This window comes from Mesorhizobium sp. B3-1-8, assembly GCF_006439495.1.
GTDB lineage: Bacteria > Pseudomonadota > Alphaproteobacteria > Rhizobiales > Rhizobiaceae > Mesorhizobium.
The window spans coordinates 226094-243703 of record NZ_VFTK01000003.1 but is presented as its reverse complement, the minus strand read 5'-3'; the positions used below and the strand labels follow the sequence as shown (position 1 = coordinate 243703).

General features: G+C 65.2%; 17 protein-coding genes. 15 read left to right on the top strand and 2 right to left on the bottom strand.

What is annotated here, in order from left to right; genetic code table 11:
* From FJ424_RS04600 to FJ424_RS04530, 15 genes are all read left to right on the top strand, one after another.
* Entirely contained in the window at window positions 1-627 is a 627-nt protein-coding gene (locus FJ424_RS04600) for a hypothetical protein (RefSeq protein ID WP_140651599.1), read from the top strand.
* Window positions 624-2030 carry a MotB family protein gene (locus tag FJ424_RS04595; protein ID WP_140651597.1) on the top strand — a complete coding sequence of 469 codons (1407 nt, stop codon included), beginning with the start codon at window positions 624-626 and terminating at the stop codon, window positions 2028-2030. The genes FJ424_RS04600 and FJ424_RS04595 overlap by 4 nt, the downstream gene beginning before the upstream one ends.
* The gene (locus FJ424_RS04590) at window positions 2027-3481 is read left to right on the top strand and encodes a chemotaxis protein MotC (protein ID WP_140651595.1); all 1455 of its coding nucleotides are present in this window, start codon (window positions 2027-2029) and stop codon (window positions 3479-3481) included. The genes FJ424_RS04595 and FJ424_RS04590 overlap by 4 nt, the downstream gene beginning before the upstream one ends.
* Complete coding sequence (locus FJ424_RS04585; RefSeq protein ID WP_140651593.1) at window positions 3478-4842, top strand: flagellar hook-length control protein FliK; 1365 nt, start codon at window positions 3478-3480, stop codon at window positions 4840-4842. Before FJ424_RS04590 ends, FJ424_RS04585 begins: the two co-directional genes overlap by 4 nt.
* Window positions 4793-5362, top strand: coding sequence for a lytic transglycosylase domain-containing protein (locus FJ424_RS04580; RefSeq protein WP_246677139.1), 570 nt, complete (start codon window positions 4793-4795; stop codon window positions 5360-5362). The genes FJ424_RS04585 and FJ424_RS04580 overlap by 50 nt, the downstream gene beginning before the upstream one ends.
* A 221-nt stretch (window positions 5363-5583) precedes the next feature.
* On the top strand, window positions 5584-6252 hold the full coding sequence (locus tag FJ424_RS04575; RefSeq protein ID WP_140642148.1) for a response regulator transcription factor: 669 nt from the start codon (window positions 5584-5586) through the stop codon (window positions 6250-6252).
* Between the two features lie 214 nt (window positions 6253-6466).
* On the top strand, window positions 6467-7720 hold the full coding sequence (locus FJ424_RS04570; RefSeq protein ID WP_140642151.1) for a flagellar hook protein FlgE: 1254 nt from the start codon (window positions 6467-6469) through the stop codon (window positions 7718-7720).
* 29 nt (window positions 7721-7749) lie between these two features.
* Window positions 7750-9201, top strand: a complete 1452-nt coding sequence (gene flgK / locus FJ424_RS04565) for a flagellar hook-associated protein FlgK (protein WP_140651590.1) — start codon at window positions 7750-7752, stop codon at window positions 9199-9201.
* Window positions 9202-9204: 3 nt separating this feature from the next.
* Window positions 9205-10254, top strand: coding sequence for a flagellar hook-associated family protein (locus tag FJ424_RS04560; RefSeq protein ID WP_140651588.1), 1050 nt, complete (start codon window positions 9205-9207; stop codon window positions 10252-10254).
* A gap of 31 nt (window positions 10255-10285) precedes the next feature.
* Window positions 10286-10633 carry a flagellar biosynthesis regulator FlaF gene (gene flaF / locus FJ424_RS04555; protein ID WP_140651586.1) on the top strand — a complete coding sequence of 116 codons (348 nt, stop codon included), beginning with the start codon at window positions 10286-10288 and terminating at the stop codon, window positions 10631-10633.
* Window positions 10630-11067, top strand: coding sequence for a flagellar biosynthesis repressor FlbT (gene flbT, locus FJ424_RS04550; RefSeq protein WP_140642161.1), 438 nt, complete (start codon window positions 10630-10632; stop codon window positions 11065-11067). Before flaF ends, flbT begins: the two co-directional genes overlap by 4 nt.
* Window position 11068: 1 nt before the next feature.
* Window positions 11069-11476 (top strand): flagellar hook assembly protein FlgD, encoded by a 408-nt coding sequence (gene flgD, locus FJ424_RS04545; protein WP_027165132.1) that lies wholly within the window; start codon window positions 11069-11071, stop codon window positions 11474-11476.
* Window positions 11477-11601: 125 nt separating this feature from the next.
* Entirely contained in the window at window positions 11602-11868 is a 267-nt protein-coding gene (gene fliQ / locus FJ424_RS04540) for a flagellar biosynthesis protein FliQ (protein ID WP_040989996.1), read from the top strand.
* 154 nt (window positions 11869-12022) lie between these two features.
* Window positions 12023-13888: an asparagine synthase (glutamine-hydrolyzing) gene (gene asnB, locus FJ424_RS04535; RefSeq protein ID WP_140651584.1), complete on the top strand. Its 1866-nt coding sequence runs from the start codon at window positions 12023-12025 to the stop codon at window positions 13886-13888.
* A 150-nt stretch (window positions 13889-14038) separates the two neighbouring features.
* Window positions 14039-15682: an MFS transporter gene (locus tag FJ424_RS04530; RefSeq protein ID WP_140651583.1), complete on the top strand. Its 1644-nt coding sequence runs from the start codon at window positions 14039-14041 to the stop codon at window positions 15680-15682.
* A gap of 56 nt (window positions 15683-15738) precedes the next feature.
* On the opposite strand, the gene FJ424_RS04525 is transcribed toward FJ424_RS04530, so the two are convergent.
* Window positions 15739-16107 (bottom strand): cupin domain-containing protein, encoded by a 369-nt coding sequence (locus FJ424_RS04525; protein ID WP_140651581.1) that lies wholly within the window; start codon window positions 16105-16107, stop codon window positions 15739-15741.
* A gap of 67 nt (window positions 16108-16174) precedes the next feature.
* A complete protein-coding gene (locus FJ424_RS04520) occupies window positions 16175-17560 on the bottom strand; it encodes an FAD-binding oxidoreductase (RefSeq protein ID WP_140651580.1) in 1386 nt (461 codons plus the stop codon).
* Between the last annotated feature and the right edge of the window lie 50 nt (window positions 17561-17610).

Here is a 17610-nt window from a genome sequence, read left to right as displayed (position 1 = left end):
ATGGCCTCGGCGCTTTTCGACCTCCTGCCCGATTTTGGTTCGCGGACCCCGCGTGCCAGCCAGCCGCCGTCCGCACGCGCCGCCGAGCATATGCCTGCCGCCGCGCCGGCGCCGCAGGCCGATATCGGCGCGCTGATCGCCGAGGCGGTTGCCGAGGCGGAGGCGGCGCTCGAGGCACGCCTTGCGCTTGCCCATCAGGCTGCGCTCGACGCCGAGCGTCAGGCCAGCGACGATGCGGCGAAAGCTTTCCTTGAGAGCTTCGGCGGCGATCTCGGCGCTGCCGTCGCCACGCGCATCGAGGCCATGGAGCAGCGCGTTGCCGAGCTTGCCGGCGCGACCGTCGCGCGCATCGTCGGCGGCCTTCTCAGCGACGACCTGCAGCAGCGTTCGCTCCTGGCCCTTTCGCGCGTGATCGGCGCCGCGGTCGCCGATGGCGAGGCCGTGCGTATCGGCGTCCGGGGGCCGCTCTCGCTATTCGAGCCGCTGAAGGCGACGCTTGGATCCCGCGCCGCCAATCTCGACTTCACCGAGGCGTCCGGCTTCGACCTGACCGTCACCATCGACGAAACGGTGTTCGAAACGCGTATCGCCGAGTGGTCGGCGTCCTTGTCGGAGGTCCTGTCATGAGCGCCGTCGACCATGCCGACCCCCGGCACGAGATCATCATCGTCAAGCGCAATCACGACGGTCATGACGACGCTCACCATGGTGGCGTGTGGAAGATCGCCTTCGCCGACTTCATGACGGCGATGATGTGCTTCTTCCTCGTCATGTGGCTGATCAACGCCGCCAACGAGCAGACCAAGGCAGCCGTCGCCAGCTATTTCAATCCGGTCGAGCTGATCGACCGCAATTCCAGTCGCAAGGGCCTGGAGGACCTCGGCGATGGCCCGAGCAAGGTCGGGCTGACTGCGGACAACCCGCAGCAGGGCGCGACCAAGGCGGGCGATAACGGCAAGGGCGGCGCCGGTTCCTCCGAGCGCCGGCAGACCAAGGACGGGGCGCAGGATGCCCAGCTCTCCGATGAGAAGCTGTTCGCCGATCCCTATGCGGTGCTGGCGGAGATCGCCGCCGATACGGGCGTGATGCAGAACGTCAGCGCCAAGGGTGAAGGCGGCGCCCAGGCGGCCGGTCCGGCAACCGGGGCCTCCGGCGGCGAATCCTATCGCGATCCGTTCGCGCCGGATTTCTGGTCGCAGCAGGTGGCGGCGCCTGACGCGGAGGCAACAGCCGAGCGCGTCAAGATCGATGGCGATCCGGTCGTCAAGCCTGGCGACAAGATCGCCACCGTCGCGGTGCCGAAGGTGAAGGCCGTTCCGGCCGCCCCTCCGCTGACGGCCGCGCCGCTGGAACCGCTGGCGGCTCCGGAAGGCACCGACGCCAAGGGCGAGCAGAAAGCCGCGCAAAGCAAGGCCGGAAAGCCGTCGAGCGAAGGGAAGAAGAGCGAGAAAGCCGACGCCGACAAGCGCGAGATTGCGGACACCGATACGAAGGCTGAAGCGGCCAAGGCGGAAAAGACCGAATCCGAGCAGGCCGCCGACAAAGGTGACAAGGCGCCGAGCAAAGCCGCCCTTCAGCAAGCGGCGGATATCAAGAAGGAACTCGCCAAGGCATTCCTGCCGGGCGAAAAGCTCGCCGACGGCGTGTCGGTCGAGGCCACCGACAAGGGTGTCGTCATTTCGATCACCGACCAGCTCGATTTCGGCATGTTCGAGATCGGCTCGGCCATGCCGCGCCGCGAGCTGGTGCTGGCGATGGAAAAGATCGGCCGCATCATCAACGAGAAGAAGGGCACCATCACCATCAGCGGCCACACCGATGCGCGGCCGTTCCGCAGCGACGCTTACGACAACTGGCGGCTGTCCACCGCGCGCGCCCATTCGGCCTACTATATGCTGGTGCGCGGCGGCGTCGACGAAAGCCGCATCACCGAGGTCGCGGGCTTCGCCGACCGGCAGCCCAAGATCGTCTCCGATCCGATGGCTGCCGCGAACCGGCGCATCGAAATCCTGATGGCGGCCGGCGGATGAGGGCCAGGAGCGTCATCGGCGGCGCGATAGCGCTGCTGCTGTTAGGCGCGGGGTCGTCACCGGCGGCTTTCGCGCAGGATGCGCTGCAGCCCTATCAACTGGTGCGTTCGCTGCAGCTGGTCCAGGATCGCATTGCCGGCGGCGATCACGCCGCGCTGCCGATGCAGGCAAAACTCCTCGAAATGATCGACGCCCGGATGCGCGACGCGAACGCCGAGGATTTCAAGGAGCCGAAGAACTTCCGCGCCTTGCTCGTCTATGGCATGAGCGGCGGCAATCCGGTGACGGTCGCGGCGGCGGCTTCGCGCGCGGTAACCGACCCGCAAAGCCTGGCCATCGCCAAAGGCGTCGTCGCCTATCTGAGCGGGCAGCCGGCCGAGGCGATCGAAATGCTGAAGCCGATCGATCCGATGAGCGTGCCCGCCGATCTCGGCGCCTTCCTGGCGCTGGTCAAGGGCTCGCTGCTTGCAGCCGACGACTCGTCGGCAGCGCTTGCGCTGCTCGACGAAGCACGCCTGCTCAGCCCCGGCACGCTGGTCGAGGAGGCTGCGCTTCGCCGCTCCGTGGGCATCGCGGCCGCGCAGGGCGACGCCGCACGCTTCGCGCTGGCTTCGACCCAGTATGTCGCGTCCTTTCTTTATTCGCCCTATGCCAGCCAGTTCGCCGATGCCTTTGTTTCCGGCGTCATCACGCTTCACATGGCGATCAGCCAGGACAAGATCGCCGACATCACCTCGATGATGGATCCCGAGCGCGAGAAAGTGATCTACCTGCGCATCGCGCGCCGTGCCGCGATCGACGGGATGACCGAGCTCTCGGCTTTCGCCTCGGCCAAGGCCGAACTGGGCCGCAACGGCGACGGCAACCGGGATGATCCGCGCACCCAGCTCTATTCGAGCCTCTCCACCATGACATCGGCCAATGTCGATGAAGTACGCGCCAAGTTGGGCAAGATCGATCGCGGCAAGCTCTCGCAAGGCGACCGCGACCTGCTCGACGCCGCGCAAGCTGTCGCGGGCGAAGTGATGGCGCCGGTGAAAGCGGCCGCCAATGCTGGACCTAAGCCGGCAACCGTTGCGAAAAGTGACGAGGCGAAATCGGCGACGGAGGCCTCGGCCGATCCGGCCAATGCGGACTTGCCGCCGGTGGAAGGAGCGATGCCCGACAAGCCAGCGGTCGCTGCAAGCGATCCGCCGGTCGCGGCGAGCGATCCGCCAGTCGCTGCAAGCGATCAGGCGAAAGACACGCCTTCGCCGCCCGCTGTCCCGCAACCGGCGCAAGCATCGGCCGAAACGCCGGCGTCCACTCCGGCACCGATCGACGCCGCGCCGGTGGTGCAGGCATCGGCGCCGGCGACGACCGATGCGCAAGACCCAATCGATGCGGCGGTGACCAGCACGCGGCGTCAGCTAGACCAGATCGACCAGTTGCTCGGAGCAGCCCCCAAATGACCAGCGTCAACCAGACCCTGCCGGGCTTTGCTTCGACCCAGCCCCGGCAGCACTCGACCGGCGGCGAGGACAAGGATCAGAATTTCGGTGACCTGGTGCATGGGCCCGAGAAGACCGACCGGCCACAGGACAAGCACGCGACCGGACCGGCGATGCCGGACGCGCATCCGGCAAGGCGCTCGGCGGCCAATGCCGGCAAACAGGAGCCGGACCAGGGCCCGCAGGAGGGGAAGACCGGCTCGCAGAAAGCAACCACGGGAAAGTCCGGGAAGACCACCGCCCAGGCCGATCAGGCAAAGCCGACGGCGGACAAGGATTCCACGGCGCAAAGCGACGAGTCCGCGCCGCTGCAGGATCGCCTGCCATTGCTGATGGCGCTGAGCGACATGAAACATTTCGCGCAGTCGTCGGGCACGGGCAGCAAGGGTTCCGCCGACGGTGAAGAGGCCGCGAGCGACGGAGCATCGTTGGAATTGCGGCTGCGCCCAGGCAAGCGCGAGGCGGTCGACGATTCCGCCGAGCCGCGGTCGCGATCCGCTCGTTCGACGGCGGCTGAAGAGTCCGGACCCGACTTCGAGCAAAAGCCGGTGAAGGCGGACATGGCTCTCGACATGTCGGGCCGCAGCGATACCAAGATCTTGCCGAAGCAAGGGAATGAACCGCAGGCCGACAACCCGGTACCGCAAGGTTGGCGGCCGGCTTCCGCCTCCAAGGCCTCGCAGCTATCGCAATCGACCACGCAGCAGACACCGGCCAAGCCGTCTTCTTCCGCCACACGCATGGACGTCGTCAGCCAGCAGAGCTTCCCGGCGCCGGCACAAAACCCGATCGGCCAGACAGCATCGGCGCTGGTTGAGGCGCTTGCCTCCGACAACGGCGTCCAGCAGGCCTTCGCAAGCGCCTCGGCAGGCTCGCAGACGACCAATTCTGTTGCCGTTCCGACACATGTGCTGAAGATCGAGCTCCACCCCTCGGAGCTCGGGTCGGTTATCGCCAGCCTGCGGCTCTCGGGGGAGCAACTTTCGATTGAGATGAAGCCCGAGACACACGAGGCATACCGCCGCCTCACCGCCGACAGCGACGCCATCGTCAAGTCCATGCGCAGCCTCGGTTTCGACGTCGACAAGGTTACCATCCTGCAACCCTCGATAGCAGCGCATGCGGCCAGCCGCGCCGACGCAACCAGCGCCATGCCGATGTCGACGGGCCGCGACCAGCCTTCGTTCCAGCCCGGGAACTCGGGCGGCAACAACGAGGGCGGCGGCCGGCAACCGGGAAGGAACGATGGCAATGGCGCACAGGAATTCGGTCGTGCCGCTTCGCCTCTTCGCGAGCGCGCTGACGACGATATGTATATCTAGTTTTGCTGCCGGCACGGCCAGCGCCGCCGCCAATTCCTGCGAGCCGGAGATCCTGCGCGCCGCCGATCGCTACGGCGTGCCTGCCGGGATCCTCTACGCCGTCGGCCTGACCGAGACCGGAAAGAAGGGCAGCCTTCAGCCTAATGCTTTGAATATAGAAGGAAAAGCTGTTTTCCCTCGCAGTCGCGGCGAAGCGCTCGCCGCATTCGAGGACGCGCGTCGCGAGGGCAAGACGCTGATCGATCTCGGCTGCATGCAGATCAACCATCGCTATCACGGCGATCATTTCCGCAACGTCGAGGACATGCTCGATCCGCATCAGAATGTCGACTACGCGGCGCGTTTCCTGGCGAGCCTGCATGCCCGGCATATGACCTGGTCGATGGCCGTCGCTCGCTACCATGCCGGCCCCGACAACGACCCGGCACAGAAGGTCTATGTCTGCCGCGTCATCGCCAACATGGTCGCCACCGGCTTCGGCAAATGGACGCCGAATGCCAGCACCTTCTGCAATCAGTAGTTGTCAAACTTCGGATCCAGTCGACCTTCGCCAGCCTATCCGCCGGCGCCAATATTCGTCTGCCAACAGTTGGCGCGAGCACACCCGCACAACCGCTTTTATTACGGCTCCCAAAAAAACTCCCAAGAAAATAGCTACAAGAAATGATGGTTTTTCAGGATTCGTCGAGCCGGGTAGCCCTTTCCGCACGGGGCAAGTGAAATGATTCGGAGGGCGGGCCGATGATCGTGATCGTTGACGAGCGAGAGCTCGTGACAGAGGGCTACTCTTCACTTTTCGATCGCGAGGGCGTGGCCACGGCCGGCTTCGCACCAGGCGAATTCGGCGAGTGGGTGAGTTCCGCCGCCGACACCGATCTCAGATGCGTCAGGGCTTTTCTCATCGGCGACTGCCGCGATGGCGCGATATCGCCGCGCCAGATCCGCGACCGCACCGGAGCGCCGGTGATCGCGCTCAGCGAACATCACTCGCTGGAACATACGCTGCGGCTGTTCGAAAGCGGCGTCGACGACGTCGTCCGCAAGCCAGTGCACATCCGCGAGATCCTCGCCCGCATCACAGCCATCCGCCGCCGCGGCTCCGAAGAGGCCGCCTATACCGAAGTCGGGTCGATGCGTATCTTCATGGACGGCCGCGATCCGGAGATCAACGGCGAGCCGCTGCCGCTGCCGCGGCGCGAGCGGCGCATCCTGGAATATCTGGCCAGCAACCGCGGCCGGCGCGTGACCAAGACCCAGGTCTTCAACGCCATCTACGGCATCTTCGACGAAGAGGTCGAGGAGAACGTGGTGGAGAGTCACATCTCGAAGCTGCGCAAGAAGCTGCGTGAGAAGCTCGGCCACGACCCGATCGATTCCAAGAGATTCCTCGGCTACCGGCTGGTGTTTTGATGGCCGCCCTCAAGCATGATCCCGAACCGAAGGTCAGCGAAAGCAAAAAGTGGGAACCGGTTTTCGGACAAAGGTCATGCTCCAACAAAGAGTTAGAGCGTGATGGCGATTCAACGAAGCGCCATCACGCTCTAGGCACATCCCGCACCAGCCTCGCGCAAGACACGAGGCATAATTTTATGGCCTCATACCCAGGCACTGCGGAGATCGATCGATGAGCCTCTACGGAATGATGCGGACCGGCGTTTCCGGTATGAACGCGCAGGCCAATCGCCTCTCCGCGGTGGCCGACAACATCGCCAACTCGGACACCACGGGCTACAAGCGCTCTTCGGCCGAGTTCTCTACCCTGATCATGCCCGGCACCGGGGGCGCCTATAATTCCGGTGGCGTGACCACGACGATCCGCTCGGCCGTCGGCACACAAGGCGTCATGACCTACACCACCTCGGTGTCCGACCTTGCCGTCAACGGCGACGGCTTCTTCGTCGTCCAGGATGCCAGCGGCACCCCCTATCTCACCCGCGCCGGCTCCTTCGTTCCGGACGCGCAAGGCCGGTTGGTCAATGCCGCGGGTTACCAGCTCATGGCCTACAGCTACGCCAATGGCGACCCGGCCGCGACCGCCAACGGCTTCGAAGGCCTCGTGCCGGTGCAGATCTCCGACCAGCAGATGACGGCGACGCCGAGCACCGAGGGCCTCTTCTCCGGCAACCTGCCGGCGGGCGCGACGCCACCCTCCGGCCCGCTGCCGTCCACCAACGACCCTAACGCGGAATACACGTCGAAAACCTCGCTGGTTGCCTATGACAATCTCGGCAACAAGAAGCTGCTCGACGTCTACTTCACCAACACCGGCGCCGGCACCTGGCAGGTCTCGGTCTTCGACCAGTCGAAGGCGACCGCAGGCACCTCCTTCCCGTACACTGGCGGCGCGCTGGGATCGGCCAACCTCACCTTCGACACCACGACAGGCAAGCTTACCGGCGCGACGGACAGCGTCTCGTTCACGGTACCGGGCGGCTCGACGCTGGACCTCGATCTCTCCCAGCTGACGCAGCTCGGGACCGGCTTCACCGTTGCCGACGCCAAGGTCAACGGCAACGCGCCGAGCTCCATCCAGAAGGTCCAGATCGGCCAGGACGGCATCATCTACGCGCAGTTCGAGGACGGCTCGACCAAGGCGCTTTACAAGATCCCGCTGGCCGACGTTCAGAGCCCCGACAACCTCACCGCAATGCCCGGCAACGTCTATGTGCAGAGCACCGACTCCGGCGCCGTCCACATCGGCTTTGCCAATGAAGGCAAGCTCGGCTCCATTGTCTCCGGAGCGCTTGAAAACTCCAACGTCGATATCGCCGAGGAACTGACCAACATGATTGCGGCGCAGCGCAGTTACACCGCCAATTCCAAGGTCTTCCAGACCGGCTCGGACCTGATGGATGTCCTCGTCAACCTGAAGAGATAAACGACGGGCGCCGCCCGTGAAAGATCAGCATGTCGCTTTCCTCCGCACTAAGCATTGCCCAATCGGCGCTCCTGGCCACGTCCAAGCAGACCAGCGTCGTATCGCGCAATGTGGCCGACGCGTCGAATCCTGACTATACCCGCCGCATCGCCGTGGTAACCAGCACGGCGCCCGGCGCCCGGGCGGTGGAAATCCAACGCGCCGCGAATGATCTCCTGTTCCGCCAGAACCTTTCGGCGCTGTCGGCATGGAGCGGCCAGAGCGCGCTTTACAACGGCATGGATCAGCTCGATCTGTCGGTCAACGGGGTCGACAACGCGTCGTCCCCCTCGACGGCGATCGCCAACCTGCAGCAGTCCCTGCAGCTTTACGCCACGACGCCATCGAACCAGAACCTCGGCACCAGCGTCGTCGACGCCGCCAAGCAAGTGGTGAATTCGCTGAACAGCGGCACCAAGGCGATCCAAGACTTCCGCACCCAGGCCGACAGCCAGATCGCCACCGCCGTCGACGATCTCAACTCGCTGCTCAGCCAGTTCCAGGACGCCAACAAGGCCGTCATCTCGGGCACTCGCTCCGGCACCGACGTGTCCGACGCGCTCGATCAGCGCGACGCCATCCTGAAGAAGATATCGGAATACGTTCCGGTCTCCACCTTCACGCGCGGCGACAACGACATGGTCATCACCACCAAGGACGGCACGACGCTGTTCGAGACCGTGCCGCGCTCGGTGACCTTCACGCCGTCGGCCGGTTATACGGCCGGCACGACCGGCAACACCATCTATATCGACAACGTGCCCGTATCGGCGGGCACCGGGGACACAACCACCGCCGACGGCAAGATTGCGGGCCTCTTGAAGCTCCGCGACGGCGTCGCCTCGACCATGCAGAGCCAGCTCGACGAGATCGCGCGCGGCCTCGTCACGGCATTTGCCGAAACCTCGTCGTCGCAGCCCAATGCTGCGGGCCTGTTCACATGGTCGGGCGCCCCGGCAATTCCGGCCGCCGGTACCCTGGTCGACGGCCTCGCCGGCACGATCAGCGTCAACGCCGCCTTCGATCCGAGCGCCGGCGGCAATCCCGCGCTGTTGCGCGACGGCGGCGCCAATGGCGCGGCCTATGTCGTCAACACCGGTGGCGCATCCTATTCGGACCTGCTGATCGGCTACGGCAACAAGCTCGATCAGCCGATGGCCTTCGACAGCTCGGCCGGCATCACCGTCAGCTCGGGCGTCTCCGACTACGCGGCCAATGCCATCGGCTGGTTCGAAGGCGTGCGCCAGCAGGCCTCCACCAATGCCGACAGCAAGCAGGCGCTGGCCGCGCGCACGGCCGAGGCGCTGTCCAACGACACCGGGGTCAATGTCGACCAGGAGATGTCCCTGCTCCTCGACCTCGAGCACACCTATCAGGCCTCGGCGCATATGATGAAGACGGTCAGCGACATGCTGGACTCGCTGATGGCCGCGGTAGGATAATCCATGAAAGCGACAGGCGTTTCCTCAGCTGCCATTTCCAACGCGCTGCGTTACCAGCAGGCGAAGATGCAGGCTGACCTCATCAAGGCGACCAAGGAATCGCAGACCGGCACCGTCGCCGATGTCGGCCTGGCGCTTGGCAGCCGCACGACCCAGGCCGTCACCTTCCAGCGCGATCTCGACCGGCTGAACGGCATCGTCGATTCCAACGCGCTCGTCTCAGCGCGCCTGACCTCGACCCAGGATTCGCTCGGCCAGATCGCCGGTGCCGCGCAGAGCTTCTTGTCGGCCCTGACCAGCGGTGTGTCGGGCGACTCCTCGACCAGCATCCTGCAGACCGCCGGCGCCTCGGCGCTGCAGCAGATGACAGGTATTCTGAACACCAGCGTCAACGGCGAATATCTGTTTGCCGGCACCAACACCGACGTCAAGCCGGTCGACGATTTCAACGCCGCCGGCTCGCCGGCCAAGGCTGCGTTCGATGCCGCCTTTTCGAGCTATTTCGGCTTTACCCAGACAGATCCGGCGGCGGCCAACATCACCGCCGCGCAGATGGACGACTTCATCACCACCCAGGTCGAGCCGCAATTCCTGGGCGCCGGCTGGCAGGCCAACTGGTCGAGCGCCACGGACGACCAGATCACCAGCCGCATTTCGCTCAACGAGACCACCCAGACCTCGGTCAGCGCCAACGAGCAAGGCATCCGCAAGCTCGCCATGGCGGCTACCATGGTCAGCAGCATGCTCACCGGCAGCATCAGCGAGGCCGCCCAGAACGCCATCGTCAGCCGCGCGCAGGCGCTGGTCGGCGATGCCATCGGCGGCATCACTCAGATACGGGCCGAGACAGGCATTGCCCAGCAACGCGTGTCCGACGCCAGCGACCGCATGAAGACGCAGGTCGACCTCTTCGAGAAGCATATCGTCGATCTCGAAGGCGTCGATCCGGCCGAAGCCGCGACCCGCGTGGCCGACCTGACGCAGCATATCGAGACCTCCTTCGCCTTGACCGCGCGTCTGCAGCAGCTCAGCCTGCTGAACTATCTGACTTGAACACATAAACCGGAACGCCAGAGCGCCGACGATGTATCAATTCTCCTACGCCGACATCCAGACCGACTCCGTCGCCGACGCCAAGGACCGGGAGCGGCAGTTGCTCACCCGTTCGATCGACATGCTGGCCGCCGCGGCAGCCGTCGGCACCGAGTCGATGGAAGCGGTCGAGGCGCTGCACTTCACCAACCGCATCTGGACCACCTTCGTCCAGGATCTCGGCTCCAGCGACAACGCCCTGCCCAAGGAGCTGCGCGCCAACCTGATCTCCATCGGCCTGTGGCTGCTGCGCGAGACGGAAGACATCCGCCAGGGCCGCACCAGCAATTTCGAAGGACTGATCGAGGTCTCCCAGATCATCCGAGACGGCATCCAATGACCAACACGCTGAAGATCTCGCTGAAGCCCAACGAGAAGATCTATGTCAACGGCGCGGTCATCCGCGTCGACCGCAAGGTCACCATCGAGCTGATGAACGACGTGCAGTTCCTGCTCGAAAGCCATGTCATCCAGGCCGACCAGGCGTCGACGCCTCTCAGGCAGCTCTATTTCATCGTGCAGATCATGCTGATCAACCCGGTCGGCGCCTCCGAGGCGCGCGACATGTTCCGCCGCTCGCTGCCGATGCTGATCGCAAGCTTCGACAACCAGGACATCTGCAAGGGCCTGAAGCAGATCGACCGGATGGTCGGCGAGGATGATATCTATGAGGCGTTGAAAGCGATCCGCGCCCTCTATCCGCTCGAGCGCAGGGCGCTCGAAGACAATGACGACATTCCCGAAACGCCGCGCGCATTGGCTGTAGGAGCGTAAGATGGCCGTGGACATGACGACAACGATCCCGGTTGGCGCCAACCAGGCCAGCCAGCAGACCTCGAAGACGGCGGTGGATTACCAGTCATTCCTGAAGCTCCTGATCGCCGAGATGAAGAACCAGGATCCGACCAAGCCGATGGATTCGACGCAGTATGTCGCGCAGCTCGCCACCTTCTCCCAAGTCGAGCAGTCGGTGCAGACCAACACCAAGCTCGACCAGATCATGCAGTCCTCGGCCTTGTCGCAGGCCGACGCGCTGATCGGCCGCTCGATCACCTCGGCCGACGGCAAAACCACCGGCACGGTGGCGTCGGTGACGCTCTCCAGCAGCGGCCTGATCGCGGTGCTGCAGGACGGCACCCAGGTCCCGGTCGGCGCGGGTGTGTCGATCAAGCCGGCCGCCTAAGCAGGTCTTCCGAAAGGGGCCGGTTTTCGGGATAAAGACATGCTTAAAATCAAAAAAGCTAAGGCAGGTCGCGTGAAACCTTTTTCACGCGACCCGCTTTAGCCGGCTTCGCACAGGGGCAGCCCATGAACGAGGCCGACGCCCTCGATATCGTCCAGTACGCCGTGTGGACGGTGCTTACCGCTTCCGCCCCCGTGGTGCTGGTGGCGATGGTGGTCGGCATCGGCATTGCGCTCATCCAGGCGCTGACCCAGATCCAGGAAATCACGCTTACCTTCGTGCCGAAGATCGTCGCCATCATGCTCGTGGTGGCGCTGACCGGCCCGTTCATCGGCAGCCAGATCTCGGCCTTCACCAACGTCATCTTCGAGCGCATCGAACACGGCTTCTGACGCGAAGCCGCAGCGAGCGTCTGGCGGCCTGTCCGCAAGCCGCGAGATCGCTTGCGGCGGCGTTTCTTGCAGCTAGATTGTAGGCGCGACGGCGTCGGCCGACGTGTCAGGCGATTCAGGAAGCGATGCATCAGGCAAGAACGGCCGGCGGGCCATGTGCGGAATAGCCGGCGTCTGGCGAAAGCGCGATCCGATCGGCAGCGGCGATCGTCGCGACGTCGCGCGCATGATGCAGGCATTGGCGCATCGCGGTCCCGATGATCACGGCAACTGGAACAACGCCCGCCTGGCGCTCGGCCACCGCCGGCTGACCATCATCGATCCATCGCCCGCCGCGCGCGAGCCGATGCTGACCGCGTCCGGCGACGGCGTGCTGTGCTACAATGGCGAGGTCTATAATTTTCGCGTGTTGCGCAAGACGCTGGAGGCGGAAGGCCTGGCGTTCCAATCGGTCTCCGACACCGAGGTGGTGCTTCAGGCCCTGCATCACTGGGGTCCGCAAAAAGCGGTGCCGCTGTTCGACGGTATGTTCTCCTTCGCCTATTTCGATGCCCGCGACGGCGCCCTGTGGCTTGCCAGGGACAGGCTGGGCATCAAGCCGATGTCGGTCGCCGAAACCGGCGACCGCATGCTGTTCGCCTCCGAGGACAAGGCGATCCTCGCCTGCCATGATTTTTTGCGCCGGATCGACACACGCGAGCTGACGCTGCGGCTCGCCTGGCAGAGCCGCGATTCGAGCTACAGCGTTTTCGACGGCATCGAGCGGCTCCCACCGGCAGGCCTTTGGAGGATCACCGGAGACGGCATCGACAAGCGCCGCTTCTGGCACGTCCTCGATGTTCTCGATACCACGCGCATCGCCGGCGACAGGACGTCCGACGCCGAGCATATGGCGACGCTCGAGAGCCTGCTCGAGGAAAGTGTCGAGCTGCATTGCATCGCCGATGCCAGCCTTGCAACCGCCTGCAGCGGTGGCGTCGATTCCGGGCTGATCACCGCGCTTGCCAAGCGCTTCAGACCGGAGATGCACGGCTACGTCATCGACCAGAAGCTCGGCCGCAGCGAAGCGCCGGACGCCGAGCGCACCGGTCGCCATGTCGGCGTCAGCCTGCGCCGGGTGCCTTTTGACAAGGACCGGTTCCTCGAGCTCTGGCCGCGCGCGGTCTGGCACCTTGAAACCGACGGCTGGCATGCCAGCCACGCCGCGTTGCTGGCGCTTGCCGAGCAGTGCCGCGCCGACGGCGTCAAGGTGCTGCTCACCGGCGAGGGTTCCGACGAGCTCTTCGGCGGCTACAAATGGCAAGCATCGACGATCAGGGTCTGGCGCCAATCCTGGCTGCAGCGCCTGTTCCGCTCGAAGGCCAGGCAGGACCGCAAATTCGCCGAATTACGCCGCGCGCCGTTTCGAAACTCGATCGGTCGCGGCTCGCCGACTGACCGCACCATGGCGCTCAGAGCCCTGTCGCCCGAGCTGAACTTCCTGCAGACAAAGCTGTTGGACAGGCTGGAAGGCGTCGCGCCGGCCAGCGACCGCGCCTTCCTGGCAAGCTGTTTTTACGACCTCTACTCGCATCTGCAGGACCTGCTGCACCGGCACGACCGGTTGAGCATGGCGGCGTCCGTTGAGCTCAGGGTGCCGTTCCTGGAGAACCGGCTGATCGACTTCGCCCTTCACCTGCCGCGCAAGCAGAAATACCGCGACGGAACCGGTAAGTGGCTGCTGAAAAAGGCCGCCGAGCGCCATCTGCCGCGCGAAAACATTCGCGCCGCGAAGAACGGCTTCGAGATGGATGCCGCCTTTTCAGCTGGCACTCAAGGGATGCTGCGCGGCGGTGTGCTGCGCGACGCGATGAAATGGTCTGCTTCCGAATTGGACGACCTGATCGACATGGCAAGAAGCCAGGAGACGTCGCGCCTGCGTCTCGTCGGCATGGAAATGCTGCTCAGGCTTTACATGAATGGCGAGACGGCAGGCGGCCTGACCGAGGCCCTGCATGCCGAGGCGAGAAACGCGAAATAGCCAAAAGTTGGTCCAGACCGGCCAGATGCTTGGTTTAAAGCTTCGCCGACGCATTTTCGCCTTTGCCTTCCTGTTGTTGGGCCGCACTCTTTGGCGAGTCGCCTGCCCTTCCGGGTGCGGCGAGCCTCTACAGCGGACGAAGGCGCAACTATGATCGACGACGGGCCGGAAAGCGAACGCGTCTCCGCGCTGGCGCCGTTCCGGCACGGTATCTTCCGCGCCGTCTGGTCGGCCAGCCTGGTGTCGAATTTCGGCGGCCTGATCCAGGGTGTCGGCGCCGCCTGGATGATGACCACGATCGCCACCTCGCCCTACCAGGTGGCGCTGGTCCAGGCCTCGACCACCTTGCCGATCATGCTGTTCGCGCTCGTTGCCGGCGCCATCGCCGACAGCTTCAACCGCCGCAAGGTGATGCTGGTGGCGCAGACCTTCATGCTGGTCGTCTCGGCGCTGCTGACCTTGTTCACCTGGCAAGGCTGGATGACGCCATGGACGCTGCTTGCCTTTACCTTCCTCATCGACAGCGGCACGGCGCTGAACAGCCCGTCATGGCAGGCCTCGGTCGGCGATATGGTGCCGCGCGCCAAGGTGCCGGCGGCCGTCGCGCTCAACTCGCTGGGCTTCAACATCACCCGTAGCGTCGGCCCGGCCATCGGCGGCGTGATCGTCGCCGCAGCGGGTGCGGCGGCCGCCTTCGCCGCCAACGCCGTCAGCTATATCGGCCTGATCGTCGTGCTCGCCCGCTGGAAGCCGGCGCTGCCCGAGCAAACCCTGCCGCGCGAGTCGCTGGGCGCGGCGATGGGCGCCGGCCTGCGCTATGTCGCCATGTCGCCCAACATCGCCAAGGTGCTGGTCCGCGGTCTGGCCTTCGGCTTCAGCGCCGGCGCGGTGCTGGCGCTTCTTCCCCTGGTGGCGCGCGACGTCGTCAAGGGCGACGCGCTGACCTATGGCATCATGCTCGGCGCCTTCGGCATCGGCGCGGTCGGCGGCGCGCTGATCAGCGTGCGGCTCAGGCAGCTGCTGTCGAGCGAGGTGATGGTGCGCATGGCCTTTTGCGGTTTCGCCCTATGCGCCCTCAACGCCGCCGTCAGCCACAATGGCTGGCAGACGTCGGCGGGCCTGCTCATCGGCGGCGCCTGCTGGGTGATCGCGCTCTCGCATTTCAACGTCACGGTGCAGATGTCGACGCCGCGCTGGGTGGTCGGCCGCGTGCTGTCGATCTATCAGACGGCGACCTTTGGCGGCATCGCGCTGGGCAGCTGGATCTGGGGCGTCGTCGCCGACGCGTATGGCGCCGAGACCGCGCTGATCGCCGCGGCGGTCGCGATGCTCGCCGGCGGCGCCATTGGCTTCGCCCTGCCGCTGCCGCGGCAGACGGTGCTCAATCTCGATCCGCTCAACCGTTTCAAGGAGCCGATGCTGGCGCTCGATCTCAAGCCGCGCAGCGGCCCCATTGCCATCATGATCGAGTACGTCATCCGCGAGGACGACGTGCCGGAATTCCTGGCGACCATGGCCGAGCGCGGCCGTATCCGCCGCCGCGACGGCGCGCGCAACTGGACGCTCGCGCGGGATCTGGAAAATCCGTCGGTTTGGATCGAGCACTACCACACGCCGACCTGGGTCGAGTATATCCGCCACAACCGGCGCGCCACCCATGCCGACGCCGTGGTTGGCGAACGCATCCGCGCGCTGCACAGTGGCGAGAACCCGCCGCGCGTGCGCCGCATGATCGAGCGCCCGACCACCGCGGGCACGACGCTCGTCTCGCCGAAAGGCCCGATCGATCACTGACGGCACGTCGTTCGAAGCACGCTTCCGGCAAACGACATGCGCCGAAGGGTCAGGGATCAATCGGCGCTCTGGATCATGTAGAGCTTGCGGGTGGTCTCGTGGATGCACCACTCGCCCTTCCATCCCTGCGGCAGGACGAGAAGGTCGCCCGGCCCCAGCTCGCGCATCTCGCCATCGGCGCGGCTCACCTCGGCGCGGCCGCAGATGATGTGGCAGATCTCCGACGAGTTCGTGCGGTCGGCGGTGAACCGTCCGGGCGTGCATTCCCAGATGCCGATATCGATGGTTCCGTCCGGCGATTGGAAGAACGACCGCGCGGCCTCCAGCTGATCCCCTTCGAAAGAGGTCGGCTTCGGTGAAAAAGCGCCGATGTCGGCCTTGGCGAGGTCGTGGAAAGTCGAAAGATCGATCAAGCTGGTCTCCATGGATCAGGGCAATTCCAGCGGTCTGGAACTGCGCGAAAACGAACGATTGGGCGGACGCCGAACCGCCCTAGTGGCCAGTCAAGCTGTCGGCCAGGGCGGCCAGCTTCGAGGTATGCGAAAGCCCGGCCGCCTCGCGGTTATCGGCGATGCGGTAGAGCTGGTACATCGAATGGACGCCCAGCCAACGGAACGGCTCCGGCTCCCATGGCCGCACTTTGCGGTTGACCCAGGGCAGCCGCGTCAGTTCGGTGCTCTCGTCGAGCACGAGATCGCTCAGCGTGCGCCCCGACAAGTTGGAGCTGGACACGCCGAGCCCGACATAGCCGCCGGCCCAGCCGATGCGCGTCGCGGGATCGAGGCCGACTGTCGTGCACCAGTCGCGCGGCACGCCGAGCACGCCGCACCAGGCATGATCGATGCGGCATCCGGCGGTCTGCGGCAGCAGCGTCGTCAGGATCGCGTGCAGCTGGTCGATCGTCGCCTGCTGCGTCTGCCCGTTGACGTCGGTGCGCGACCCGTAGCGGTAGGGCACGCCGCGCCCGCCCATGGTGATGCGCCCCTCGCGCGTGCGCTGGGCATAGCAATAGGCATGCGCGGCATTGCCGAGCAGCTCGTGCCCCTCCCAGCCGATCTTGCGCCAGAGCTCTTCCGACAGTGGCTCGGTGACGATCTGCGCGCTGTTGAGCGCCAGCCAGGTCCGCTCCTCTCCTGGAATGCCGGCAGTGAACCCTTCCGTGGCGCGAATGACGGTTTCGGCCCGCACCGTGCCCCGGTCCGTTGTCACAACGCCCTTGGCGATCGCCGTCACCGTCGTCTTTTCGTAGATCGAAACACCGAGACGCTCGACCGCCGCCGCCAGCCCGCGCACCAGCTTGGCCGGCTGCACGCGCGCCTGGCCGTGGATGACGAAGCCGCCGAGTACATTGTGGATGTTGATGCGCGCGCGGGTCTCAGCCTGGTCTAGCAGTTCGATGCGTTCGGGGTCGGCATCCCAGGAGCGGATCGTCTCGAATTCCTCGCGCACCCGCTCCAGCTGCGCCGGATTGGTGGCAACCGTCAGATTGTCGACGCGACGGATGTCGGCATCGATGCCTTCTTCCGTCGCCACCCGGATCACCTCGTCGACACAGCCGGCCATCGCCTTCTGCATGGCGGTGACGCCTTGCCGTGTCGAGGTCTTCAGATATTTTTCGCGCGACCAGCCGAAGCCGCCCGACAGCCAGCCGCCATTGCGCCCCGAGGCGCCGAAGCCGGCAAACTCGCGCTCGACGAGCACGATGCGCAGCGATGGCTTCGCCTTCTTCAGATAGTAGGCTGTCCAAAGCCCGGTATAGCCGGCGCCGACGATCGCGACATCGGCCTCGATGTCGCCGGGCAAAGGCGGTCTCGGCGCCGGGATATGACCCATATCCGCATACCAGAACGAGATGTCGCCGTTGCGCTTGACTTGCATGGGATGGCTTCCGCTAGAGCAATTCCAGGAAAAGTGTGAAACGGTTTTCC